Genomic DNA, 20680 nt, shown 5'->3' with positions numbered 1-20680 from the left:
GTACGTCCGGGGTGCCGGCGGGGCCGGACGCCCCCTACGCCGGGGCTGCCGTGCGGTGGCGGCCCGCCGCGCAGGCCGCCAGCCGGCCCAGTGCCTCGTCGCGGCCGCAGGCGTGCGCGCCCAGGGCGATGTGGCGGGCCACGATGCCCCGTTCCGCCCTCATCAGGCGCAGGCCGCGACGCAGCAGGAAGAGCACCGACTTGCGGCCCTCCTTCAGGTCACGTGCGAGGCGGCGGCGGAACGTCGTGGAAGGACGTCCGCGCAGACAGATCGCGTCGGCGAGCAGGCCCATCTCCTGGCAGCGCGCCGCCACGTCGGCCGCGAAGATCCCCTCCGCGATGAACAGCGGGGTGCGGGAGATGTCCAGCGTCTCCGTACCCCGGCGGGAGGACGTGGCGATGTCGTACACCGGGACCTCGGTGCGCCCGGACCGGCACAGGTCGGCCACCGCCGACACCGCCGCGTCCGCGTCCCACGACAGCGGGGAGTCCCAGTCGATGTCGGAACTCCCCTCGACCAGCGGGAGGGTCGGGTCGTCGCCCTCTTTGTAGAAGTCGTCCAGGCGCAGCACCGGCAGCCCGGAACGGGCGGCCAGCCTGGACTTGCCGGAGCCCGAAGGTCCGGTCAGCAGGACGACACGCGTAGGCAAAGGAGAGGAGGAGCTCACGGGACACCAGTTTGACATCCTCCCCCTCGCAAACACAAAGGGGGATTCCTGGCTCACGCTGCCGGGCGGACCGGCGGCCCGTCTGGTCTTACGCGATCGGCACCAGCCGGGTTGAGACCAGCCCGGACGAGCATGACGCGTGCGGAGTTCTTGTCTCGGGGTGAGACGGCTCCGCACGCGGCGCACGTGTAGGTACGTTCGGACAGCGGGAGTGCGTGCTTGGCTCTCGCTCCGCAGCGTCCGCAGTCCATGGTGGTGTGCGCGGGGTGCACGAGGCGCAGGTTGCGACCGTGCTTGCGCGCCATGTTGATCAACTCGTGTTTGGTGGCGGCAATCGCCGCGTCGGCCGCCTTGCGGGCCAGGGTGGACCGGACGAGGAACTTCGGACGGAAGTCCTCCACCGCCAGGTGATCGAAGTCGGCCACTACCCGCTTGGCCCATTTGCGGGCGGTGTCCTGGCGCTGCCGGGCGATTTTCTTGTGTGCCTTCGCGGCCTTCCGCTTCGCCTTGCGATATCTCTTCGAGGCGGCCTGACCCGGCGCGGGCCTGCGCCGTGCCATCGTCCGCTGGTGGTCGGCCAGCATCCCGGCCGCCTTCTTGCCGTACTCGGGATGCGGAAGGTCGTGGTCGTCGCTGGTGGTGGTCGCCGTCTCGCGCACGCCCCAGTCGATACCGATCACCGCACCCGTCTCCGGAAGCGGCTGGATTGCGGCAGGGACGACGAAAGAGGCGTACCAGTGACCGAGGCTGTCGCGGTACACACGCACGCTGGACGGGGCGGCGGGCAGCTCACGAGACCACACAACTGTCAGTGAAATACCACGCGCAACATGCAGACGCCCGTCCTTCAGTCGGAAGCCGCGACGGGTGTAGTTGAGCGTCGGGTCGGCAAGATCCTTCTTCCTGAACCTGGGCATTCCCGCCCGTTGCCGCACCGATCGCCGGGTCTTGGCGTCCCTCAAGGCCTTGGTGCGTGCCTTGGCGAAGTCCCGGACGATCTGCTGCTGGGGCACACTGCCACCGGCACGCAGCCACGCGTACTCTGCGCGCCAACCCGTCAGCATCCTGTCCAGTGCCGCCGGACCGCATTCCTCCCCGGCCCTGTACGCCGCCTGCGACGCGCCGACACACTGGTTCCACACCCAACGGCAGCGGTCCCACTCGGCCAACAGGGCCGAATGGGCGGAAGACGACAGGCGGAGCCGAAAGGTGTACCGCGCGTACGCGGCCTCCCCTACCTTCACCGACACCGCCATGCCGGAAACGTAGCCTCGGGGTCGACCTTGCTTCCATGGAATCCCCAAGGGTCTCCACGAACGGGTGACGAGGGGCTGCCTTCGCGGTGGAAACACTGAAAGTGCGCCCCCGCAGGTCATCGCGACGGACAAACCATTCCCCCGCGCAGGGGATGCCTCCGGTGCCCGGTTGGTATCCAGGATCACACCTCAACTACGCTGCGTGCGCACGCGACTACGACCTCAGGTGGGATTCCCATGGCACGTCACGCAGCCCCCGGCAGCTCCACGCTGCGCTCCGCAGGCCTCACGCTCTCCATGGCGGGCGCGGCCCTGGCCATGGCCGCCGGCGGCGCCCAGGCCGGTGAGCTCTCGGTTCCGGCGGCCCTCGCGGGGGTCACCGACCCCATCGCGAACCTCAAGGTGAATCCGCTGGCCCACACCGGCGTGGACCCGCTCGACAACGGCGTGGCCACCCGGGTCGCCGACTTCCCGGCGGTCGGCACGACCATGGTCACGGGGATCCTGACGCAGGGTCCGTCCGTCGGCGAGCTGCCCGGGGCGGCCGCCTCCTCACTGCTCGGCCCGCTGCTGCCCAAGTAGCCGTAACCGCAGCGCCGGGGCGCGCGGCACGAAAAGGCCCCGGCAGCGCGGGGGACGCTGCCGGGGCCGGTTTCGGAGGGGATCCCCTAGTACGAGGATCCGCCCGAGCCCAGCGAACCCGTCGGGTGCCAGACCGTCTTCGTCTCCAGGAACGCCGTCATGCGCGACGTGCCCGGGTCGGCGCTCCAGTCGTCCACAGGCTGTGGACGCAGGACGCGCTTGAGGTTGTCGGCCGCCGCGACCTCCAGCTCCTTGGCCAGCGCCGCGTCGGCGCCCGCCAGGTCGATCGCGTTGACGTCCTGGTGGGACGCCAGGTGCGGGCCCATCTCGGCGGCCTTGCCGGACAGGATGTTGACGACGCCGCCCGGCAGGTCGGAGGTGGCCAGCACCTCGCCCAGGGAGAGGGCGGGGAGCGGGGACTCCTCCGAGGTGATCACGACCGCCGTGTTGCCCGTCGCGATGACGGGGGCGATCACCGAGATCAGGCCCAGGAACGAGGAGTCCTGCGGGGCGACGACCGCGACGACGCCCGTCGGCTCCGGGGTGGAGAGGTTGAAGAACGGGCCTGCGACCGGGTTGGCCCCGCCCACGATCTGGCCGATCTTGTCGGTCCAGCCCGCGTACCAGACCCAGCGGTCGATGGCCGCGTCGACGACCGCGGCCGCCTTCGACTTCGACAGGCCCTCGGCCTCGCCGACCTCGCGGACGAACTGCTCGCGGCGGCCCTCCAGCATCTCGGCGATGCGGTAGAGGACCTGCCCGCGGTTGTACGCGGTCGCGCCCGACCAGCCGCCGAAGGCCTTGCGGGCCGCGACGACCGCGTCACGCGCGTCCTTGCGGGAGGACAGGGGGGCGTTGGCCAGCCACTTGCCCTTGCCACCCGACGATGTTTTCGCCGTCACCTCGTACACCCGGCCGCTCTCGGAGCGGGGGAACTTGCCCCCGACGTACAGCTTGTAGGTCTTGAAGACGTTCAGACGGGTCGACTCAGACATCGAGGTAGCCCTCCAGGCCGTGGCGACCGCCTTCGCGGCCGAAGCCCGACTCCTTGTAGCCGCCGAAGGGCGAGGTCGGGTCGAACTTGTTGAACGTGTTGGCCCAGACGACGCCGGCGCGGAGCTTGTTCGCGACCGCGAGGATGCGCGAGCCCTTCTCCGTCCAGATGCCGGCGGACAGGCCGTACTGGCTGTTGTTGGCCTTGGCGACGGCCTCGTCGGGCGTACGGAACGTCAGCACGGACAGCACCGGGCCGAAGATCTCGTCGCGGGCGACGGTGTGCGCCTGGGTGACGTTCGTGAAGAGCGTCGGGGCGAACCAGTAGCCGGAGGACGGCAGCTCGCACGCCGGGGACCAGCGCTCGGCGCCCTCGGCCTCGCCGGTCTCCGCGAGCGCGGTGATCCGGGCCAGCTGCTCGGCGGAGTTGATCGCGCCGATGTCGGTGTTCTTGTCGAGCGGGTCGCCCAGGCGCAGGGTGCTCAGACGGCGCTTGAGGGAGTCCAGCAGCTCGTCGTGGATCGACTCCTGGACCAGCAGGCGCGAGCCCGCGCAGCAGACCTGGCCCTGGTTGAAGAAGATCCCGTTGACGATGCCCTCGACGGCCTGGTCGATGGGGGCGTCGTCGAAGACGATGTTGGCGCCCTTGCCGCCCAGCTCCAGGGTGACCTTCTTGTCCGTACCGGCGATCTGGCGGGCGATGGCCTTGCCGACCGCGGTCGAGCCGGTGAAGGCGACCTTGTTGACGTCCGGGTGCTCGACGAGGGCCGCGCCCGCGTCCCCGTAACCCGTGAGGATGTTGACGACGCCCTTGGGCAGGCCCGCCTGGCGGCAGATGTCCGCGAAGAACAGGGCGGTGAGCGGGGTCGTCTCGGCGGGCTTGAGAACGACGGTGTTGCCGGTGGCGAGCGCCGGGGCGATCTTCCACGCCAGCATCAGCAGCGGGAAGTTCCACGGGATGACCTGGCCGGCCACGCCGAGCGGGCGCGGGTTCGCGCCGTAGCCCGCGTGGTCGAGCTTGTCGGCCCAGCCCGCGTAGTAGAAGAAGTGCGCGGCGACGAGCGGGAGGTCCGCGTCGCGGGTCTCCTTGATCGGCTTGCCGTTGTCCAGGGTCTCCAGGACGGCCAGCTCGCGGCTGCGCTCCTGGATGATCCGGGCGATGCGGAAGAGGTACTTGGCGCGCTCGGAGCCGGGCAGCGCGGACCAGGTCACGAAGGCCTTGCGGGCGGCCTTGACGGCGCGGTCGACGTCGGCGGCGCCGGCCTGGGCGACCTCGGAGAGGACCTCCTCGGACGACGGGGAGACGGTCTTGAAGACCTTGCCGTCGGCGGCGTCGACGAACTCGCCGTCGATGAAGAGCCCGTACGAGGGGGCGATGTCGACGACGGAACGCGACTCGGGGGCCGGTGCGTACTCGAAAAGGGATGCCATGGTGATCAGTCCACCGTCACGTAGTCGGGACCGGAGTAACGGCCGGTGCTCAGCTTCTGGCGCTGCATCAACAGGTCGTTGAGCAGGCTGGAGGCGCCGAAGCGGAACCAGTGGTTGGACAGCCAGTCCTCGCCCACGGTCTCGTTGACCAGGACCAGGAACTTGATGGCGTCCTTGGTGGTCCGGATGCCGCCGGCCGGCTTCACGCCGATCTGGATTCCAGTCTGCTCCTTGAAGTCGCGGACGGCTTCGAGCATCAGCAGCGTGTTGGCGGGGGTGGCGTTGACGCCGACCTTGCCGGTGGAGGTCTTGATGAAGTCGGCGCCCGCGAGCATGCCGATCCAGGAGGCCCGGCGGATGTTGTCGTACGTCGACAGCTCGCCGGTCTCGAAGATGACCTTGAGGCGGGCGGCGGTGCCGTCGGGGCGTACGCACGCCTCCTTGACGGCCTTGATCAGCTCGTACGTCTCCAGGTAGCGGCCGGCGAGGAAGGCGCCACGGTCGATGACCATGTCGATCTCGTCGGCGCCCGCGGCGACGGCGTCGCGGGTGTCCGCGAGCTTGACGGGCAGCGCGGCGCGGCCGGCCGGGAAGGCGGTCGCGACGGAGGCCACCTTGACGTCGGCGCCGTTCAGGGCGGCCTTGGCGGTGGCCACCATGTCGGGGTAGACGCAGACCGCGGCGGTCATGGGAGTCGTGCGGTCGGTCGGGTCGGGGTTGGCTGCCTTGGCGGAGAGCGCTCGGACCTTGCCCGGGGTGTCCGCACCCTCAAGCGTGGTCAGGTCGATCATCGAAATGGCCAGGTCGATGGCGTACGCCTTGGCCGTGGTCTTGATCGAACGGGTACCGAGCGCGGCCGCGCGGGCCTCCAGGCCGACGGCGTCTACGCCGGGCAGCCCGTACAGGAAGCGGCGCAGCGCGCTGTCGGACGTCGTCACGTCAGCGAATGCGGTGAGGGTGGTGGGCATGGTCACCAGATGAGCATATCTACGCGCGTAGCTGCCTGTCACCCCCCGCCGGCGCACATATGTGCGGACTCGGGCACATCCGGGCGCGGCGCGGACCGGGACGAAGATCGCACCGCGGATCGCTGACCTCCACTTTTCCTGTTGTGTGGCGAAGACGGGAACCCCATGGTCCAGTCGAACAAGAAACGCAAATTTCTCTTCAGCAGCCCGCCAGACCTCACGGCCGAAAGCCCCGACAGAGAAAACGCGGCATGCGACTCTCCCACCTTCCCGCGACACGGCAACAAGGAGTCGTCATGCGTTCCGCCCTCCGCACCTCGATCGTCACCGCCGCCCTCGCCGGGGCCCTCCTCGCGCCGGCCGCGAGCGCGATCGCCGCGACCGCCCCGCAGCCGGTGCCGTCGACCGGGGCGGTCGCTTCCCCCGACGACAACGGGCGCTACGAGGGCAAGCCGGTCTACGTCGGCAACGGGATGGTCGCGGTGCTGCGCAACGGGGCCGAGGGCCCGGAGGCCTGGATCCGCCACGTCGGCGACCGGTGGAAGCCGGGCGACGACTACATGACCCACGTCGTGGGCCTGGTCACCCGTGGGCAGACCACCGCCGAGGCGTACGGGGCCTCCTTCGAGCTCACCAAGGCGGAGACGACCGCACCGGTGCTCGTCGTCACGACGAAGGGCGTCGCCACGTCCTACCCGCTGCCCGAGGGCAAGGCCGGCCAGGTCTGCTCGGCCGGGAAGTCGCAGGACATCGGCGCCGGCATGAGCGCCAAGCTGTTCATGTCCCCCGACGGCCCGCGGGCCGAGCTGTGGGTCGCCGGCGAGGACACCCTCTGGCGTCTCCTGGACCGGAGCTACCCGTCGCTGCCCGAGTCGGCCGGCATCATCGCCCGCATCGTGAACCCGAGCGGCGCCGCGCCCGGCTTCGAGTGGAAGACCCAGGGCGGTGGCACCCCGCTCGGCCGGACCTCCTTCCCGGCGCTGCCCAAGGGCTGCACGCCGAACTACTAAGGCCACCGAGGACCGTGCCACCGACAAGCCCGCGTCGAAGCCCGCGCCGACCGTCACGGTGAACGCCGGGCCGGCCGCCGACGTGAAGCCGCAGGGCGGGGCGCAGACCGCGATCGTGCCCGAGGGCGGGACGGCCGGGGCCGAGTACGCCGCCGAGGACACCGACAACGGCACCACCGTCGCCGCCGGCGCGGGTCTCCTCGCGATCCTCGCCGGGCCCGGTGTGGCCCTGACGGCCCGCGGCCGCCGCGCCACCCGCGGCCGCGCCTGATCACCGCCCGGCCCCTCCCGTTCCCTTCCGGCGGGCCGCCTCCAGGTGGCCCGCCGGAACCCGTTTCCCGGAGCACCCCATGGCCCACCGCCTGCGCCCGCCGCCGAAGCCGGCCTGGCCGCCGGCGGCAGCGTCGAGGTGCCCTCCGTCGCGGACGGAGACCGGATCGGCCGGTACTCCAAGGGCGTCACCCCGGGCGAGACGGGCCCGGCCGTCCTCATCGGGCACTTCGACACCGTGCGCGGCCCCGGCCGTCCTGCGCGACGTGGCGAAGATCCACCCCGGTGACGAGACCACCGTCTCCCGGGCCGACGGCGGCGCCGCCGTCTTCCGGGTGCGCGCGCCGGAACAGGTCGACAAGAAGCGATTCCCGACCGACAAGGTGTACGGGAACACCGCGCGCCCGGAGCTGCGGCTGATCACCTGCGGCGGCGAGACCACCGACGGCCACCGGCCGGACGACATCATCGTGTACGCCGATCTCGTCGGCTGAGATGACGTGAGGCAGAATCGGCCTCATGAGCAGCCAGCAGCCCCCTGAAGAGCCGGCGTACGAAGACCGGGTCTACCGCTCCCCCATGGCCGTCGTCACCGGGGTCCTGCTGCTCGCGCTCATCGCGTGGCTGTGCGGGGACGCCATCGTGCGCGGATCGGGGAACGCCCCGTGGTACGCCGCGGCGATCGCCCTGCTGGCCGTACCGCTGATCGTGGCGTTCACCATCCGCCCGGCCGTCTTCGCCAATGACGACCGGTTGCGCGTGCGGAACCCCTTCCGGGTCATCGAGCTGCCCTGGGGCGCCGTGGACGCGGTGCGCGCCAGGTACTCGGCGGAGGTGCTGGCCGGGGGGGCGAAGTACCAGCTGTGGTCCGTCCCCGTCTCGCTGCGCGAGCGGAAGAAGGCGAGCCGGCAGCAGACCAAGCAGGAGCTCTCCGGCCGCGGCGGGGCCACCGGCAAGGGCGGCCAGGGCTCGCCGGGCAAGTCCGGTCCGGCCGCCTCCGCCGAACCGCAGCGGGCCCAGGCCGACCAGGTCGTGAACGAGCTGCGGGAGCTGGCCGAGCGCGGCGCCTCGCGGGCCGGTGCCCAGGGCGGCGTGCGCGTGCGGTGGTCGTACGAGGTCCTCGCCCCCGCCGCCCTCGGCGCGGTGTTCCTGATCGTGCTGCTCGTCATCGGCTGACGCCGCCGGTCGTCGGGCGTCGACGGCCTTCGACCTGCGTCGACGGGCGTCGCGGACCCGCGCCGGCCCCCGGACGGGGGATGCGAGCCCGCTCACAGGATCCGACCGGAACCGCGGCGGCCGGGGCCTGCGTCCTCGCACATGTGCAGCGCAACGAGGTCGGCCGCAGTGCCGCCACCGCCATTCACCTCCGGCTCCGGCTCCTGGGCGGGGGGCTGCTGATCGCCCACCTCCTCCTCGTCGGCTGGCTCACTCTGCGCCCCCTGGACGTGCCCTGGGCGGCCGCGGCCAATCTGACCCCGCTGGAGGGGATCCGGGCGGACCTCTCGTACGGACCGCTCGAGGCGGCCCGGCGGATCGGGGAGGCGCTGGCGCTGCTGGCCCCGCTCGGGGTGCTGCTGCCGCTCGCCAACGGGAACCTGGCGCCTTCGCCGCTGGCCGCGTGGTCCTCGCTGGGCCGGACCGCCGCCGCGGGCGTGCTGGTCTCGCTCCTCATCGAGATGCTCCAGAGCTCGGTGCCGGGGCAGGTGGTCGACGTGGACTCGGTCCTGCTGAACGGGCTGGGCGTCGTCCTCGCGCACCTGGCCGTCGTACCGGCGCTGCGGGCGCGGCTGCGGCGCTCGCGCCGCTCCGAGCAGTCCTCTCAGGGGTCCACCCCGAGAATTCCCAGGGTCGGGCTCGGCCCTTGGACCGACGTTCTGTCGGCGGTGCCGCGGGAGTATTGAGGCATCGCGGGAAAACCTCCCGCCGGATGCCACAGAGGAGACCCCATGAGCGCCATCGTCCGCCCCCGTGAAGGCCGCTGGATCGGCGGCGTCTGCGCCGGACTGGCGCGCCGCTTCGGAATATCCGCGAACACGATGCGCGTCATATTCGTCGTCTCGTGCCTGCTGCCCGGCCCGCAGTTCCTGATCTATCTGGCGCTGTGGCTGCTCCTGCCGAACGAGAAGTCCGCCTCGAACGCCTGGTAAAGCGGCAGAGGCGGACATCCCGGGTGGTCAGGGTCGGGGTCGGGGTCGGGCCGGGCCCTCGGGCCGGGTCACGAGGCCGGCCATCAGCTCGCGCCGCGGACCTTCTCCAGCTGCTTGTCGGCCACCTCTTGCGGGACCAGCGCCTTCTGCTGGGCCCCGGCGACATTGAGGGCCATCAGCCGTACGACGGTGGCGCCCTGGCGGACGACGACCACGTGGACCTGGGCCGAGACGCCCTGGGCGGCCGCGGTGGTGGTCCAGCTGACGGTCTCGTCGCCGGCCGTCCTGTACTCGCTCGCCCGCACGTCGCGGTAGCTGCCGCTCTGCTTGTCGACGGTGGCGGTGAAGCCCGTACCGCAGGCGCCGACGGCGCTCTTGAGGCGGGCGATGAGCGCCTTGGCGTCACTCTCGGCGTAGGAGCTGACGGAGGCGGAGACGGCGAGTCCGACCTGCTTCTGGGAGCCGATGCCGCGGTTGACGGTCTCGCGGGCGGCCGGGTCCGGCTTGTCGCCCATGATGTCGGCCAGGGGCTGGCAGGCCTTGCGGTCGGCCTGCGGCTGACCGTCGGGGGCGTTCGGGTTCTTGCCCTGCGCGGAGACCTGGTAGCCGGGCAGATCGCCCTGTTCGAGCGCGGAGCGCTCCAGCTTGCTCGCCCCGGCCTTGGGCGCGGCGGCGCCACTCGGGGCGGAGCCCGGGGACGCGGCGGCGGAGCCCGCGGGGGCGGAGCCCTTGGGGTCGGGCGTCTTGCCCGCCGCGGGGGCGGCGTCCTTGTTGCTGCTGCACCCCACGGCCCCCAGGAGGAGGGCGGGGAGCAGGGCGGCGGTGGCCGCTCCGACCGTGACTCGTGCCTTCAAGCGCATGACCGATGACCTCATACCCAGTGCGTCGGCGGGCAGTTGGTGGTGATCGTGGCACACGCCACGACGTGGCACACACCCGATCGAACCGGCGTGCGCCACGTGCGTGCGCGTACGAAAATCCGCGGACGGATCCGCGGACCGATCAGGTGGGGATCAGCTTCCGCCGAGCGCGCCGATGGGCAGGCCGCCGAGGGTCGGGCCGACCGCGTCCGTGAGCTGGTTGAGGGGGGCGGCGGGGTCGCTCTGCTGCCGACCACCCTCGGGGCTCACCTGCTGCTGGCTGGTGAGTCCCTGAGCCGCGCCGGTCACGGTGCCCAGCGCGTCGGAGAGCCCGATCGCCGGCACGGCGGCCGAGGCGGAACCCGCGGCGGCGGCGACGAAGGCGGCGCCGAGAGCGGCGGCACCGAGGGTCTTGGCAGCTGACTTCTTCATGAAGATTTAGTCCTTGCGACGGGGAATTGAGCGGCTCCGCAAACTAGTCACTTCAAACCCCCGCCCGCAAACATACGTAAATACGAGAAAGCGCCCGGGAATTGCCCCTCCCGGGCGCTTTCCGTCTGTTACGCCATGGCCTAGGCCAGGACAGAACCGCTGGTCGAAGCGGTCTGCTGGAACAGCCATTCCGACTTCAGCTCCGCATAACCGGGCTTGATGACCTCATTGATCATGGCCAGTCGTTCATCGAAAGGAATGAACGCGGACTTCATCGCATTGACGGTGAACCACTGCATGTCGTCGAGCGTGTAGCCGAAGGTGTCGACCAGGTGCTCGAACTCGCGGCTCATGCTGGTGCCGCTCATCAGGCGGTTGTCGGTGTTGACCGTCAGCCTGAAGTGCAGCTTTCGCAGCAGGCCGATCGGGTGTTCGGCGTACGAGGCGGCCGCGGCGGTCTGCAGGTTCGAGGTGGGGCACATCTCCAGGGGGATGCGCTTGTCCCGGACGTACGAGGCCAGCCGGCCCAGCTTCACGGAGCCGTCGGCGGCGACCTCGATGTCGTCGATGATCTTCACGCCGTGACCGAGGCGGTCGGCGCCGCACCACTGCAGGGCCTGCCAGATCGACGGCAGGCCGAAGGCCTCGCCCGCGTGGATGGTGAAGTGGTTGTTCTCGCGCTTGAGGTACTCGAACGCGTCCAGGTGGCGGGTGGGAGGGAACCCGGCCTCGGCGCCGGCGATGTCGAAGCCGACCACGCCGTTGTCCCGGTAGCGGTTGGCCAGCTCGGCGATCTCCAGCGCGCGGGCGGCGTGGCGCATCGCGGTGAGCAGGGCGCCGACGCGGATGCGGTGGCCGTTGGCCTTCGCGCGGCGCTCGCCCTCGCGGAAGCCGTCGTTCACGGCCTCGACGACCTCTTCGAGGGTCAGGCCGGCTTCCAGGTGCTGCTCGGGCGCGTAGCGGATCTCGGCGTACACGACGCCGTCCTCGGCCAGGTCCTCGGCGCACTCGGCGGCGACGCGGAACAGGGCCGCCTTCGTCTGCATGACGGCGCACGTGTGCGCGAACGTCTCCAGGTAGCGCGGCAGGGAGCCGGAGTCGGCGGCTTCGCGGAACCAGATGCCGAGCTTGTCGGCGTCGGTCTCGGGAAGGTTCTCGTAGCCGGCCTCCTGGGCCAGCTCGATGATGGTCCCGGGGCGCAGGCCACCGTCGAGGTGGTCGTGGAGCAGCACCTTCGGGGAGCGGCGGATCTGATCCGGGGTCGGCAGGTTGAGGGTCTCGCTCGTCATCCGGGCACTCTACTCCTACGCGCGTAGAGCAACGCGTCGGCGACAGGGGTCGATACGTAACAGAGACCGTACGGACGGGTGGCGTACACCTGTCAGTCTGAGACTGTTCCGCCATGGCACAGCATGCGCCGCCGGCGCGCGGGGCCCGCCTGGGGCGGGCGGCCGGCGCGAACGGGTCGGTCTCAGAAGGCAACACGGTCAACGGAGTCGTCCTCTTACTCCCCGGCACATCCAGATTCTCCACCGGTCCGGTGCGTCCGCTCGCGCGGGCACTGGTCCGGGCGGGCGGGCCCGACGGCCTGGTCACCCACACCGTGCTGCACGGCAAGGGGGCCTGCCGGGAGGACGACGCCCGGTGGGCGGCGGACGAGGTGGTGCGCAGGTACGGGGACGTGCCGGTGTGCCTCGCCGGGTACGACGCGGGCGGCCGGGCGGCACTGCGGGCGGCGGGCCACGAAGCCGTCAACGCGGTGCTGGCGCTTGCCCCTTCTTTGGGAGAGGTGGTCTCGCCGGACTCCCCGGAACCGGTGAAACAGCTGTCGGGCCGGCAGGTGCTGATCGTGCACGGGACGAACGACGCGCACAGCGACCCGGAAGCATCGTTTCGGTTGGCGGCGCAGGCGAAGAAGGCGAACCGTTCCACCTGCCGGTTCGAGGTGCACTCGGACGGCCACCGGCTGCGCGAGCACCGGGCCGAAGTCGTGGCGCTGTCCGTGGACTTCGTCCTGGGGGCGATGTTCTCCGGGCGGTTCTCGCGGCCGGTGACGGACGCGCTGGCGGCGCCGCCTCCGCTGGGGCTGCGGATGCCGCTCGCGACGGGCTTCGGGCGTTCGCTGCGGGGCTGAGCGGGCGGGAGCGCAGGACGGGCAGGCGGGCCGGCCGAGCGTAGAGTGAGGAGTGGACTCGGGGCACTTGTCTGCGGGAGGCGATGCGGTATGGCCGCGATCGTGCGCAAGAGCTTCGACCGGGCCGACGAGAGCCGCCCCTTCGCGGACGGCAAGGGCAGGCTCGACCTCATCCGGACCGACGGCGGCGCCGTGGGCCGCGCGGTCTTCGAGCCGGGCTGGCGCTGGTCGGAGCACATCAAGCCGCTGGCGGGCACGGACAGCTGCCAGGCCGCGCACACGGGCTACATGGTGAGCGGCCGGATGAAGGTCGTCATGGACGACGGGACCAGCGAGGAGTACGGGCCCGGCGACTTCATGCAGATCGATCCCGGGCACGACGCCTGGGTCGTCGGCGACGAGCAGTGCGTGGCGGTCGACTGGACCGGCTTCGGCCAGTACGCGAAGCCGGCCTCCTGACCCCCGCCGTTCTCACCCCGGCGTTCTCACCCGCCGGTCTCACCCCGCGGGCAGCCACACCGGGTTCGTGAACGCAGCCAGGGCGCCCGGCAGCGGCGGGAGGGATGCGGGGTGGCGGACCTCGGCCCGTACGTAGGCCGAGCGGGCCGGGGTCGTGTGCCATTCCAGCGCGGCGTCCGACGAGGTCACGGCCAGGCCCTGGTCGGTGACCAGCCACAGTTCGCAGCCCGGGGCGCCCGTGGCCGTGAGCCGTACGGTCACGTCCGCGTCCGGGGCCACCCGCAGGCACTCCCCGATCCCGGCGTGCTCCCCGCGCGGGCCCACCGCCTCGAAGGCGACCGAGACCTGCGCGGACTCGGCCCCGTAGGAGCGCCCGGCCCGCATCCCCGCGAGGATCGACTCGCGGGTCAGGTCCTCGGCGAGGACCACGGTCTGCGGACCGCCGACGCGGTCCGGATCGCGGTGGTGGTCGCTGTTCGCCACGGCGGGCAGCCACCGCTCGCCGTCGGCGCCGCGCAGGGTGGCGTCCCAGGCGGCCAGGGAGACCTCGTCGTCCGGGGTCCAGGGGCCGTTCCACACCTCCACGGCGTCGGCGTCCGCGAAGCCGAACTTCCAGGCGCAGCCGATGCAGGTGGCGTGCGGGTGGGCCGGTACGACCAGGCCGCCGGCGCCCCGGATCGTGCGGGCGAACCGGCCGAAGCGGTTCTCGCGGGCCCGGTAGCGCCAGTCGACGAAGGTGCCGGGGTCGGTGCCGACGGCCAGGACGTGGCCGGTGCGGGTGGTGACCTCCTCGCCGGTCATGATCAGCAGGTCCGGCGAGAGCGCGTCGGCCCAGGCGGCGTGCGCGCTGTGGGTGTTGTGCTCCGAGGAGTTGATGAAGTCCAGGCCGGCCGCGCGGGCCAGGACCGCTATGTCGGCCGGGGTGCGCCGCCCGTCGGAGTGCACCGAGTGGATGTGGCAGTCGCCGCGGTACCAGGCCCGGCCACGGCCCCGGGCGCGCCCGGGCGGGTAGACCGGGCGGGGCGTGCGGCCCGGCTCGCCGAAGGTGAAGCGCGCGGTGATCTCGTACGGGAGTCCCTGCGGGGCGACGGTGTAGGGGCCGAGCAGGACGTGCCAGCGGCCGGCGCCGATCGGGCCGGGAAGGTAGCCGGGGGTGGCGTCGTCGGCGCGGAGGAAGAACTCGCTGCGGGCGCCGCCGGACCAGCCGCGGAAGCCGCGGCCGCCGAGGGCCGTGCCGTGCTCGTCGAAGATCCCGATGTCGAGGGCGTTCCCGGGGGTGCCGGGCGGTACGGGCGGCTTGCCGTAGGTGTACGCCACTCTCAACTCGCTCACGCCGCGCGGTACGTCGAGGGGTATCTCCACGTAGTCCGGGGCGCCCGGGGGAATCGTGCCGGTCAGGATCCGGGTGTCCGCCGAGGGCACGGACAGGTGCGGGGTGGTGACTGCGGCGGCGCCGGACATCCCGGTCGCCAGAACTTCACGCCTCGTGAGGGCCATGCCTCCAGGGTGGCGGCGGTACGTGAATCCCGTGTGAATCGGGGGTGAGGTCCCCGGTCGGCCGCCGAGCAGGGCCGCGGCCCGGTCCGGTGCGCGGGCCGGGGAGCCCGCCGTCGCGGCGGTGGCGAGGGTGTGGGCGCGGTGCAGCGAGCCGGTCGGTGCCTCGCGCACCGTGGCCCCCTGCGGCACCTCCAGCCCCACCCGGAACACGCCCGGCACGGCGCGGGCGGCGGCCGCCCCGGGGCCGGCCCGCTCGACGCGGGTGCCGGGCGGGAAGTCCACGTACCGCAGCCCGGCGCGCCCGGCGCGCGGACGCTGAACCGGCTCGGGCAGCCCCTGGGGAGAGTACGTCGGTGCCGTGGGCGAGCCGGAGAAGCTGGACGAGCTCCTCGGCGCCGGGGCGGGCGTGGGCCTCGATGAGGCGGGGACCGTACGGGGTGGGGACGAGCTCGGTGCGGGAGGGCCCGTCGCGGTGTCCGGCGAGGTCGAGGACCCCGCGCACGAGGGCCCGTACGGACGCGGCGGTGTCGGCGGGGAGGGCGACGGGCAGCTCGTGCCCGGTGGCGGCGGTGGCGGCCGGCCCCGGCCCTGGGATCCGGCGGGTCCGGCCGAGGACGCGGTGGCGGCCACCGCGGGAGAGGGCCCCGGACGGCGAGCTCGGGCCCTCCGGGTACTCCTCGACGAGGAGGTCGGTGACCTCGGGGTGGTCGTGGACGGCGGCCTCCGCCTCGGCCGGTCCGGCCACCGGCCGCACCCCTCGCCGAGCAAGCCCGACCGGGGCTTGACCACGCAGGGGAAGCCGATGAGGGCGGCGAGGAAGGAGAGCGGCGCGGCCGCAGCGGACGGAGGAGACGGGCCGGGCGGCGTGTAGCGCGTGGGAGCGGGCCCGCACGGCGGCCTCGTCCATGAGGGGGGTGACGGCGGTGGCCGGGGTGCCGGCCAGGCCGAGTTCCTCGTCGGCGCGGCGGCGCGGCCAGCGCTGCGGCGGGGTCGAATCCGAAGACGCGGGCCCGCCCGCGGCGAACGGCGTCCGGCCGGCCGACGGCGCCGACCGGGCGGCCGTGGTCGCGCCGGTCCGCCGGCACCCGCCGCTCCGCCCCCTCACGGTCGGAGGGCGCCTGCGGACCCGGCGCGACCACCACGGTGCGCGCGCCGGCCCGTAGGGCGGCGGCCACCACGGCGGGGCGCGGGCTCGGCAGGACCGCCGTGGGCCCCCGCCCGGTCCTCCGTACCCGCTCCCGCTCCCGCTCCCCCGTCACCGCGTTTCCCCCTTCACCCGGTGTGACCACTGTGCCGGTTCGGCATATGTCCTCGTCGCCCGATCGGGCGTCGTCTTGCCGCCTTGCGGGAACACGAGGGGTTTACAAACATCCGCAAGCCGGGACGAATACGCATATGCCAGCCGACGAAGCCGACCCGCCGTCCGGAGGCGACCTGAGCCGCGCCGCCCGGCGGCTGTACGCGTACGCCGTGGAGCGGCACTCGTTCGCCCAGGCGGAGGCCACCGGGGACCTCGGGGCGCGGGCGGCCGCGGCGATCACCGAGCTGGCGGCCGCGCATCTGCTGCAGCGGGCCCCCGGCGGCGGCCCGGACCGGTGGAGCGCGGTCGCGCCGCGGGCGGCGGCGGCCCGGGCTCTGACCCCACTGGCCCTGCTCGTACGGGAGACCCACGACGAGATGGACCGGCTGCGCGGGCGCCTGGAGGCGCTGGTCCCGGCGTACGAGGCGGGGGCGGCGCACCTCGAACGGAACGGGTCGGGGCGGGCCGAGCTGGAGCTCGTCACCGATCTGGGGGCGGTGCGCGGGCTGATCGCGGAGCTGGTCGCGGGTTGCGGGAGGGAGCTGCTGACCTCGCAGCCGGGCGGAGGCCGGCCGGTGGAGTCGCTGGAGGAGGCGATCGGGCGGGACGAGTCACTGCTGGCGCGCGGGGTGCGGATGCGCACGATCTACCAGCACACGGCGCGCTACTCGCGGCCCACGGCGGCGTACGTGGAGCGGGTGACGGCGCTGGGCGCGCAGGTACGGACGCTGGGCGACGGGCTGATGCGGATGCTGGTCTTCGACGGGCGGACGGGGCTGATGTCGGTGCCGGACCGGGCCGGGGCGGCGCTGGTGGTGCGGGAGCCGGCGGTGGTGCACTTCATGGCGGCGGCGTTCGAGCGGTCGTGGGTGGCGGCGGAGCCGTTCCCGACGACGGTGGGCCCGGAGGCGGCGCACTCGCTCTCGGACGAGCTGCGGCAGATGATCGTACGGCTGCTCGCGGAGGGCTTGGAGGACAAGGTGATCGCCCGCCGGCTCGGCATGTCGGAGCGCACCTGCCAGCGCCACATCGCGGAGATCATGCGGGCGGCGGGCGCCAAGTCCCGCTTCCAGGCGGGCTACTTGCTCGCCCCGACGGCGGCTCCCGCTCCGGCCGGGCCGGGCGGGGCGGCCTGAGCGGGCTGAGCGGGCTGAGCGCCCCCGGCCGGGCGGGGCCGTACGGCGGTCAGCCGGGCGAGGGTGTCCGCGAAGGCACGGCGGTGGATCTCCAGGCGCCACTTCGGCTGGGGCCGCACGGGGTAGTCGTCGCGCAGGACTCCCGCCGGCAGGGTGCCGGTCGCCGGGAACGGCGAGGTCTCGCCGGGGTGGGCGAGGTACGCCCAGATCCCGCTGTCCAGCGGGACGACGGCCGGCGCGCCGGACGGGGGCCGCCACGGTTCCCCGGTCAGCGGGTGGCGCGGTACGAGGAGGATGTCGGGGGCGGGCCGGGGTACGGGGACCCCCGGCCCGGCGAGCCCCAGGGTCCGGGCCGGGAGTCCGGCGGAGGCTCCGGCGGGGACTCCGGCCGGGAGGACCGAGGCGACGGCCCCGGCCAGCAACTCCGCGACGGGACCGGCGGGGAGGACCACGGGCCGGCGCTCGCAGGCCACCACCAGATGGGCCAGCGCCACCCCGACCGCCGCCTCCCAGCGGGCGCTCCACCACCCGTCCTCTTCGAGGGGCGGGATGCGCCGCGGGTCGCGCACCAGGTCGTCCCAGTCGGGCGGCGCGGCGGCGGGCAGGCCGGAGGGGAGACGGTGCACCGCGTCGGGCTCCAGCCACACCGCCTGCCAGAACCCGCAGTCGTCGATGCGGGTCGCCACGGCGCGCCCGCAGCCCTCGCAGCCCAGGTTGGGGCCTTCGCGGCCGTCCACGCCGCAGCAGTAGCCCGCGCACTTCTCGAGGATCAGGGCCATGCCCCGGGAGTCGCCCGGCGCGATGACGATCCGGTCGCGCGCCGCGAAGGGGACCGGGTGCGCCGGCCCGTCGGCGGCGGCGGTCTCGCCCGCCCCGTCCGGCAACCGCCAGGGCGCTCCGGAGGGTTCGGGGTCCACGGCGTACGTCGCCGGTTCCATGAGCGGGGGATGCAGCTTCTCCCATGCCCCGTAACGGGTGTGGACGGGAAGGGCGACCCGGGAGACCGGCACCGTCAGCTCCGCACCGCACCCGGCGCACACGAACACGTCCAAACAAGCTCTCCCTCGCCACCGGTATCCGCGCATTGTCGCGGCCCGGGTGGCGGACGGTCCAACGGATTTCGGGGTGCCGGCCCGGTCTACAGCTCCGGGATGAGCCGGCCGCGGCGGGAGAGGAGGAAGCGTTTGAACTCGGCCACCGGGCGGGTGTCCGGGTGGCCGTCCAGCCAGGCCACGCCGATCTCGCGGACGGCACGGGGAGCCGTCACCGTCAGCTCGACCACGCCGGGGCGGGCCACGGCCGGGGGTGGCAGCAGGGCCACGCCCAGACCCGCCGCGACCAGGCCGCGCAGGGTCTCGGCCTCCTCGCCCTCGAAGGCCACCCGCGGGGTGAACCCGGCCTCCGCGCACAGGTCGTCGGTGATGCGCCGCAGGCCGTACCCGGCCTCCAGGGTGACGAAGGTTTCGTCGGCGGCCTCGGCGAGGCGGATGCGCTTGCGGCCGGCCAGCCGGTGGTCGTCGGGGACGACGAGGCGCAGCCGCTGCTCGTCGAGGCGGCGGGCGACCAGGTCGGGGGCGTCCGGGACCGGCGAGGTCAGGCAGAGGTCGAGCTCGCCGGCCCGCAGCTTCTCCAGCATGGCCTCGCCGTAGTTCTGCACGAGGGAGAAGCGCACGCGCGGGTGGTCGACGCGGAAGGCGCGGATCAGCCCGGGTACGGTCTCGGACCCGAGGGTGTGCAGGAAGCCGAACGCCACCTTTCCGAGGGCCGGATCGGCGTCCAGCTGCACCGACTCGGCGGCGCGGGCGATCTCGGCGAGGGCCCGCTCGGCCGAGGAGAGGAAGGTCCGGCCGGCGGTGGTGAGGGCGACGGTGCGGCCCTTGCGGGCGAACAGCGTGACGCCGAGGTCCTGTTCGAGCCGGACCATGGCGCGGGAGAGGGTGGACTGCGGGACGCCCAGCTCGTGTGCGGCCCGGGTGACGTGCTCGTGGCGGGCGACGGCGGCGAAATACGCCAGGCGCGGGGCCAGCAAACCTGTCACTGCCATGTCTTCTTCGTAACGGTTCATTGACAGGCACCCTTCTGAGCTGCAGTCATGCACCAGTGGATCGATTATCGCGATTCTGTGCATTGGACGCATGAAACGGGGCAGGTCTACGGTCTTTGCATGCCTCCCGTTCATACCGGGGCACCTGTCACCACGGGTGCCTCCACCCCGTCGTCTCCTGCCGCACCGGAAGCCCACGCCCCCGGCCGCCCCGGCTACCGCCGGATGAGCCTCGCGCTCTTCGCCGCCGGACTCGCGACGTTCGCCCTCCTCTACTCCACCCAGGCGCTGCTGCCCGCGATCTCCGACGGGTTCGGGGTGACCGCGGGTCAGGCCAGCTGGACCGTGTCCGCGGCCACCGGCGCCCTCGCCCTGTTCGTCCTGCCGCTCAGCGCGCTCTCCGAGCGCTTCGGCCGGACCCGGATGATGACGGTCTCCATGCTGGTCGCCGTCGGCGTCGGCCTCCTCGTGCCGTTCGCGCCGAACCTGGAGTGGCTGGTGGTGCTGCGCGCCGTCCAGGGCGCGGCGATCGCCGGCATCCCGGCCTCCGCGATGGCGTACCTGGCGGAGGAGGTCAAGCCGAAGGCGCTGGTGGGCGCGATCGGTCTGTTCGTGGCGGGCAACTCCATCGGCGGCATGAGCGGCCGGCTCGTCACCGGCTGGGCGGCCCAGGCATGGGGCTGGCGGGGCGGTCTGCTGGCCGTCGGCGTCATGGCGCTGGCCTGCGCGGCGGCGTTCCTCGTCCTGCTCCCCCGGGCCCGGTTCTTCCGCCCGGCGTCGCTGAACCCGCGCGCGGTGGGCCGTACGGTCGCCGGGCACCTGCGGGATCCGCTGCTGCTGCGCCTGTACGGGATCGGCGCGCTGTTCATGACCGTCTTCGGGGCCGTGTACACCGTCATCGGCTACCGGCTGGTCGACGAGCCGTTCTCCCTCGGGCAGGGCGTGATCGGGTCGATCTTCCTGATCTACCTGGTCGGTACGGTCTCCTCGGCGGCCGCCGGGCAGCTGGTGGCGCGGGCGGGTCGGCGCGGGGCGCTGTACCTGGCGGTGACCACGACCGCGCTGGGCCTGCTGCTGTCGCTCGCAGACTCGCTGGCCGCGATCCTGGTCGGGCTGGTCCTGATCACCGCCGGCTTCTTCGCGGGCCACGCGGTGGCGTCCGCCGCGGTGAGCCGGACCGCGACGTCGGGCCGCGCCCAGGCCTCGGCGCTGTACCAGTCGGCGTACTACCTGGGCTCCAGCGCGGGCGGCACGCTCGGGGCGCTCGCCTACCACTCGGCGGGCTGGGCGGCGACGGTGGGCATCGCGCTGCTGGCCGTGCTCGGCGTCGTGTCGATCACCCTGTACGGCTCGCACGCGGCGCGCGCCGAGCGGCGCCACGGTTCGCTGGCCGCCGCACGCTGATACGGCGGCCTGGGGACCGGTGCATACGGCATCGGTATGAGCGGAATTACGGAGCCCGGAGGCGCAAGCCGCCCCGGGCTCCGGCGCGTT

24 protein-coding genes are annotated in these 20680 nt (G+C 72.9%); 13 read left to right on the top strand and 11 right to left on the bottom strand.

Going from position 1 to position 20680, the window contains the following annotated elements; translation table 11 throughout:
- Nucleotides 1–34: 34 nt before the first annotated feature.
- Both ACFXGI_RS24150 and ACFXGI_RS24145 read right to left on the bottom strand, forming a co-directional pair.
- Nucleotides 35–685, bottom strand: coding sequence for a uridine kinase (locus tag ACFXGI_RS24150; protein WP_384710205.1), 651 nt, complete (start codon nt 683–685; stop codon nt 35–37).
- A 35-nt stretch (nt 686–720) separates the two neighbouring features.
- Nucleotides 721–1923 (bottom strand): RNA-guided endonuclease InsQ/TnpB family protein, encoded by a 1203-nt coding sequence (locus tag ACFXGI_RS24145; protein WP_384710202.1) that lies wholly within the window; start codon nt 1921–1923, stop codon nt 721–723.
- A gap of 237 nt (nt 1924–2160) precedes the next feature.
- Here ACFXGI_RS24145 and ACFXGI_RS24140 point away from each other — a divergent pair, with 237 nt between their 5' ends.
- Complete coding sequence (locus ACFXGI_RS24140) at nt 2161–2505, top strand: hypothetical protein (RefSeq protein ID WP_384710199.1); 345 nt, start codon at nt 2161–2163, stop codon at nt 2503–2505.
- Nucleotides 2506–2591: 86 nt separating this feature from the next.
- Here ACFXGI_RS24140 and ACFXGI_RS24135 read toward each other — a convergent pair whose 3' ends face one another.
- From ACFXGI_RS24135 to deoC, 3 genes are read right to left on the bottom strand one after another with little or no spacing between them, the layout of a single operon-like run.
- Complete coding sequence (locus tag ACFXGI_RS24135; RefSeq protein WP_384710196.1) at nt 2592–3500, bottom strand: aldehyde dehydrogenase family protein; 909 nt, start codon at nt 3498–3500, stop codon at nt 2592–2594.
- The gene (locus ACFXGI_RS24130; protein ID WP_384710193.1) at nt 3493–4929 is read right to left on the bottom strand and encodes an aldehyde dehydrogenase family protein; all 1437 of its coding nucleotides are present in this window, start codon (nt 4927–4929) and stop codon (nt 3493–3495) included. Before ACFXGI_RS24130 ends, ACFXGI_RS24135 begins: the two co-directional genes overlap by 8 nt.
- Before the next feature lie 5 nt (nt 4930–4934).
- A complete protein-coding gene (deoC, locus tag ACFXGI_RS24125) occupies nt 4935–5897 on the bottom strand; it encodes a deoxyribose-phosphate aldolase (protein ID WP_384710270.1) in 963 nt (320 codons plus the stop codon).
- A 296-nt stretch (nt 5898–6193) separates the two neighbouring features.
- Between deoC and ACFXGI_RS24120 the strand changes: the two genes are divergently transcribed.
- From ACFXGI_RS24120 to ACFXGI_RS24095, 6 genes are all read left to right on the top strand, one after another.
- Nucleotides 6194–6907 (top strand): hypothetical protein, encoded by a 714-nt coding sequence (locus ACFXGI_RS24120; protein ID WP_384710190.1) that lies wholly within the window; start codon nt 6194–6196, stop codon nt 6905–6907.
- A gap of 58 nt (nt 6908–6965) precedes the next feature.
- Entirely contained in the window at nt 6966–7178 is a 213-nt protein-coding gene (locus tag ACFXGI_RS24115; protein WP_384710188.1) for a hypothetical protein, read from the top strand.
- Nucleotides 7179–7443: 265 nt separating this feature from the next.
- A complete protein-coding gene (locus ACFXGI_RS24110; protein ID WP_384710185.1) occupies nt 7444–7671 on the top strand; it encodes a sortase domain-bontaining protein in 228 nt (75 codons plus the stop codon).
- A 25-nt stretch (nt 7672–7696) separates the two neighbouring features.
- A complete protein-coding gene (locus tag ACFXGI_RS24105; RefSeq protein ID WP_384710182.1) occupies nt 7697–8353 on the top strand; it encodes a PH domain-containing protein in 657 nt (218 codons plus the stop codon).
- A gap of 143 nt (nt 8354–8496) precedes the next feature.
- Nucleotides 8497–9078: a VanZ family protein gene (locus ACFXGI_RS24100; RefSeq protein ID WP_384710179.1), complete on the top strand. Its 582-nt coding sequence runs from the start codon at nt 8497–8499 to the stop codon at nt 9076–9078.
- A 45-nt stretch (nt 9079–9123) separates the two neighbouring features.
- On the top strand, nt 9124–9324 hold the full coding sequence (locus ACFXGI_RS24095) for a PspC domain-containing protein (RefSeq protein ID WP_030865353.1): 201 nt from the start codon (nt 9124–9126) through the stop codon (nt 9322–9324).
- 83 nt (nt 9325–9407) lie between these two features.
- On the opposite strand, the gene ACFXGI_RS24090 is transcribed toward ACFXGI_RS24095, so the two are convergent.
- The 3 genes from ACFXGI_RS24090 to ACFXGI_RS24080 all read right to left on the bottom strand — a co-directional run bounded on the left by ACFXGI_RS24090 (nt 9408) and on the right by ACFXGI_RS24080 (nt 11905).
- A complete protein-coding gene (locus ACFXGI_RS24090) occupies nt 9408–10184 on the bottom strand; it encodes a hypothetical protein (protein WP_384710176.1) in 777 nt (258 codons plus the stop codon).
- A 153-nt stretch (nt 10185–10337) separates the two neighbouring features.
- The gene (locus ACFXGI_RS24085) at nt 10338–10616 is read right to left on the bottom strand and encodes a hypothetical protein (protein WP_384710173.1); all 279 of its coding nucleotides are present in this window, start codon (nt 10614–10616) and stop codon (nt 10338–10340) included.
- A 140-nt stretch (nt 10617–10756) separates the two neighbouring features.
- Nucleotides 10757–11905, bottom strand: a complete 1149-nt coding sequence (locus ACFXGI_RS24080; protein WP_030865341.1) for an adenosine deaminase — start codon at nt 11903–11905, stop codon at nt 10757–10759.
- A 113-nt stretch (nt 11906–12018) separates the two neighbouring features.
- Here ACFXGI_RS24080 and ACFXGI_RS24075 point away from each other — a divergent pair, with 113 nt between their 5' ends.
- Both ACFXGI_RS24075 and ACFXGI_RS24070 read left to right on the top strand, forming a co-directional pair.
- Nucleotides 12019–12750, top strand: a complete 732-nt coding sequence (locus tag ACFXGI_RS24075) for an alpha/beta hydrolase (RefSeq protein WP_384710170.1) — start codon at nt 12019–12021, stop codon at nt 12748–12750.
- 90 nt (nt 12751–12840) lie between these two features.
- Nucleotides 12841–13209 (top strand): cupin domain-containing protein, encoded by a 369-nt coding sequence (locus ACFXGI_RS24070; RefSeq protein ID WP_384710167.1) that lies wholly within the window; start codon nt 12841–12843, stop codon nt 13207–13209.
- A 39-nt stretch (nt 13210–13248) separates the two neighbouring features.
- On the opposite strand, the gene ACFXGI_RS24065 is transcribed toward ACFXGI_RS24070, so the two are convergent.
- Nucleotides 13249–14706 carry a CehA/McbA family metallohydrolase gene (locus ACFXGI_RS24065; protein WP_384710267.1) on the bottom strand — a complete coding sequence of 486 codons (1458 nt, stop codon included), beginning with the start codon at nt 14704–14706 and terminating at the stop codon, nt 13249–13251.
- A 358-nt stretch (nt 14707–15064) separates the two neighbouring features.
- Between ACFXGI_RS24065 and ACFXGI_RS24060 the strand changes: the two genes are divergently transcribed.
- The 3 genes from ACFXGI_RS24060 to ACFXGI_RS24050 all read left to right on the top strand — a co-directional run bounded on the left by ACFXGI_RS24060 (nt 15065) and on the right by ACFXGI_RS24050 (nt 17142).
- Complete coding sequence (locus ACFXGI_RS24060; RefSeq protein WP_384710164.1) at nt 15065–15577, top strand: hypothetical protein; 513 nt, start codon at nt 15065–15067, stop codon at nt 15575–15577.
- A 34-nt stretch (nt 15578–15611) separates the two neighbouring features.
- On the top strand, nt 15612–15869 hold the full coding sequence (locus ACFXGI_RS24055) for a hypothetical protein (protein ID WP_384710161.1): 258 nt from the start codon (nt 15612–15614) through the stop codon (nt 15867–15869).
- A gap of 232 nt (nt 15870–16101) precedes the next feature.
- Entirely contained in the window at nt 16102–17142 is a 1041-nt protein-coding gene (locus ACFXGI_RS24050) for a LuxR C-terminal-related transcriptional regulator (RefSeq protein WP_384710158.1), read from the top strand.
- On the opposite strand, the gene ACFXGI_RS24045 is transcribed toward ACFXGI_RS24050, so the two are convergent.
- On the bottom strand, nt 17085–18188 hold the full coding sequence (locus ACFXGI_RS24045; RefSeq protein ID WP_384710264.1) for a hypothetical protein: 1104 nt from the start codon (nt 18186–18188) through the stop codon (nt 17085–17087). The two genes, ACFXGI_RS24050 and ACFXGI_RS24045, sit on opposite strands and share 58 nt — an antisense overlap.
- Nucleotides 18189–18280: 92 nt before the next feature.
- The gene (locus tag ACFXGI_RS24040; RefSeq protein WP_037846497.1) at nt 18281–19207 is read right to left on the bottom strand and encodes a LysR family transcriptional regulator; all 927 of its coding nucleotides are present in this window, start codon (nt 19205–19207) and stop codon (nt 18281–18283) included.
- A gap of 99 nt (nt 19208–19306) precedes the next feature.
- Here ACFXGI_RS24040 and ACFXGI_RS24035 point away from each other — a divergent pair, with 99 nt between their 5' ends.
- On the top strand, nt 19307–20590 hold the full coding sequence (locus tag ACFXGI_RS24035) for an MFS transporter (protein WP_229336804.1): 1284 nt from the start codon (nt 19307–19309) through the stop codon (nt 20588–20590).
- The last annotated feature ends 90 nt before the right edge of the window (nt 20591–20680 follow it).

Source organism: Streptomyces sp. NPDC059355 (genome assembly GCF_042752335.1).
Classification (GTDB): domain Bacteria; phylum Actinomycetota; class Actinomycetes; order Streptomycetales; family Streptomycetaceae; genus Streptomyces.
Note: the sequence above shows the minus strand (reverse complement) of the source record. Positions and strands in the feature narration are given on the sequence as shown.

What these genes read in the sequence shown, in the direction of transcription:
- ACFXGI_RS24150 (WP_384710205.1), bottom strand. Translation starts at nt 685, where the DNA reads ATGTCAAACTGGTGTCCCGTGAGCTCCTCCTCTCCTTTGCCTACGCGT.
- ACFXGI_RS24145 (WP_384710202.1), bottom strand. Translation starts at nt 1,923, where the DNA reads ATGGCGGTGTCGGTGAAGGTAGGGGAGGCCGCGTACGCGCGGTACACC.
- ACFXGI_RS24140 (WP_384710199.1), top strand. Translation starts at nt 2,161, where the DNA reads ATGGCACGTCACGCAGCCCCCGGCAGCTCCACGCTGCGCTCCGCAGGC.
- ACFXGI_RS24135 (WP_384710196.1), bottom strand. Translation starts at nt 3,500, where the DNA reads ATGTCTGAGTCGACCCGTCTGAACGTCTTCAAGACCTACAAGCTGTAC.
- ACFXGI_RS24130 (WP_384710193.1), bottom strand. Translation starts at nt 4,929, where the DNA reads ATGGCATCCCTTTTCGAGTACGCACCGGCCCCCGAGTCGCGTTCCGTC.
- deoC (WP_384710270.1), bottom strand. Translation starts at nt 5,897, where the DNA reads ATGCCCACCACCCTCACCGCATTCGCTGACGTGACGACGTCCGACAGC.
- ACFXGI_RS24120 (WP_384710190.1), top strand. Translation starts at nt 6,194, where the DNA reads ATGCGTTCCGCCCTCCGCACCTCGATCGTCACCGCCGCCCTCGCCGGG.
- ACFXGI_RS24105 (WP_384710182.1), top strand. Translation starts at nt 7,697, where the DNA reads ATGAGCAGCCAGCAGCCCCCTGAAGAGCCGGCGTACGAAGACCGGGTC.
- ACFXGI_RS24095 (WP_030865353.1), top strand. Translation starts at nt 9,124, where the DNA reads ATGAGCGCCATCGTCCGCCCCCGTGAAGGCCGCTGGATCGGCGGCGTC.
- ACFXGI_RS24090 (WP_384710176.1), bottom strand. Translation starts at nt 10,184, where the DNA reads ATGCGCTTGAAGGCACGAGTCACGGTCGGAGCGGCCACCGCCGCCCTG.
- ACFXGI_RS24085 (WP_384710173.1), bottom strand. Translation starts at nt 10,616, where the DNA reads ATGAAGAAGTCAGCTGCCAAGACCCTCGGTGCCGCCGCTCTCGGCGCC.
- ACFXGI_RS24080 (WP_030865341.1), bottom strand. Translation starts at nt 11,905, where the DNA reads ATGACGAGCGAGACCCTCAACCTGCCGACCCCGGATCAGATCCGCCGC.
- ACFXGI_RS24075 (WP_384710170.1), top strand. Translation starts at nt 12,019, where the DNA reads ATGGCACAGCATGCGCCGCCGGCGCGCGGGGCCCGCCTGGGGCGGGCG.
- ACFXGI_RS24070 (WP_384710167.1), top strand. Translation starts at nt 12,841, where the DNA reads ATGGCCGCGATCGTGCGCAAGAGCTTCGACCGGGCCGACGAGAGCCGC.
- ACFXGI_RS24065 (WP_384710267.1), bottom strand. Translation starts at nt 14,706, where the DNA reads ATGGCCCTCACGAGGCGTGAAGTTCTGGCGACCGGGATGTCCGGCGCC.
- ACFXGI_RS24055 (WP_384710161.1), top strand. Translation starts at nt 15,612, where the DNA reads ATGAGGGGGGTGACGGCGGTGGCCGGGGTGCCGGCCAGGCCGAGTTCC.
- ACFXGI_RS24050 (WP_384710158.1), top strand. Translation starts at nt 16,102, where the DNA reads ATGCCAGCCGACGAAGCCGACCCGCCGTCCGGAGGCGACCTGAGCCGC.
- ACFXGI_RS24040 (WP_037846497.1), bottom strand. Translation starts at nt 19,207, where the DNA reads ATGAACCGTTACGAAGAAGACATGGCAGTGACAGGTTTGCTGGCCCCG.
- ACFXGI_RS24035 (WP_229336804.1), top strand. Translation starts at nt 19,307, where the DNA reads ATGCCTCCCGTTCATACCGGGGCACCTGTCACCACGGGTGCCTCCACC.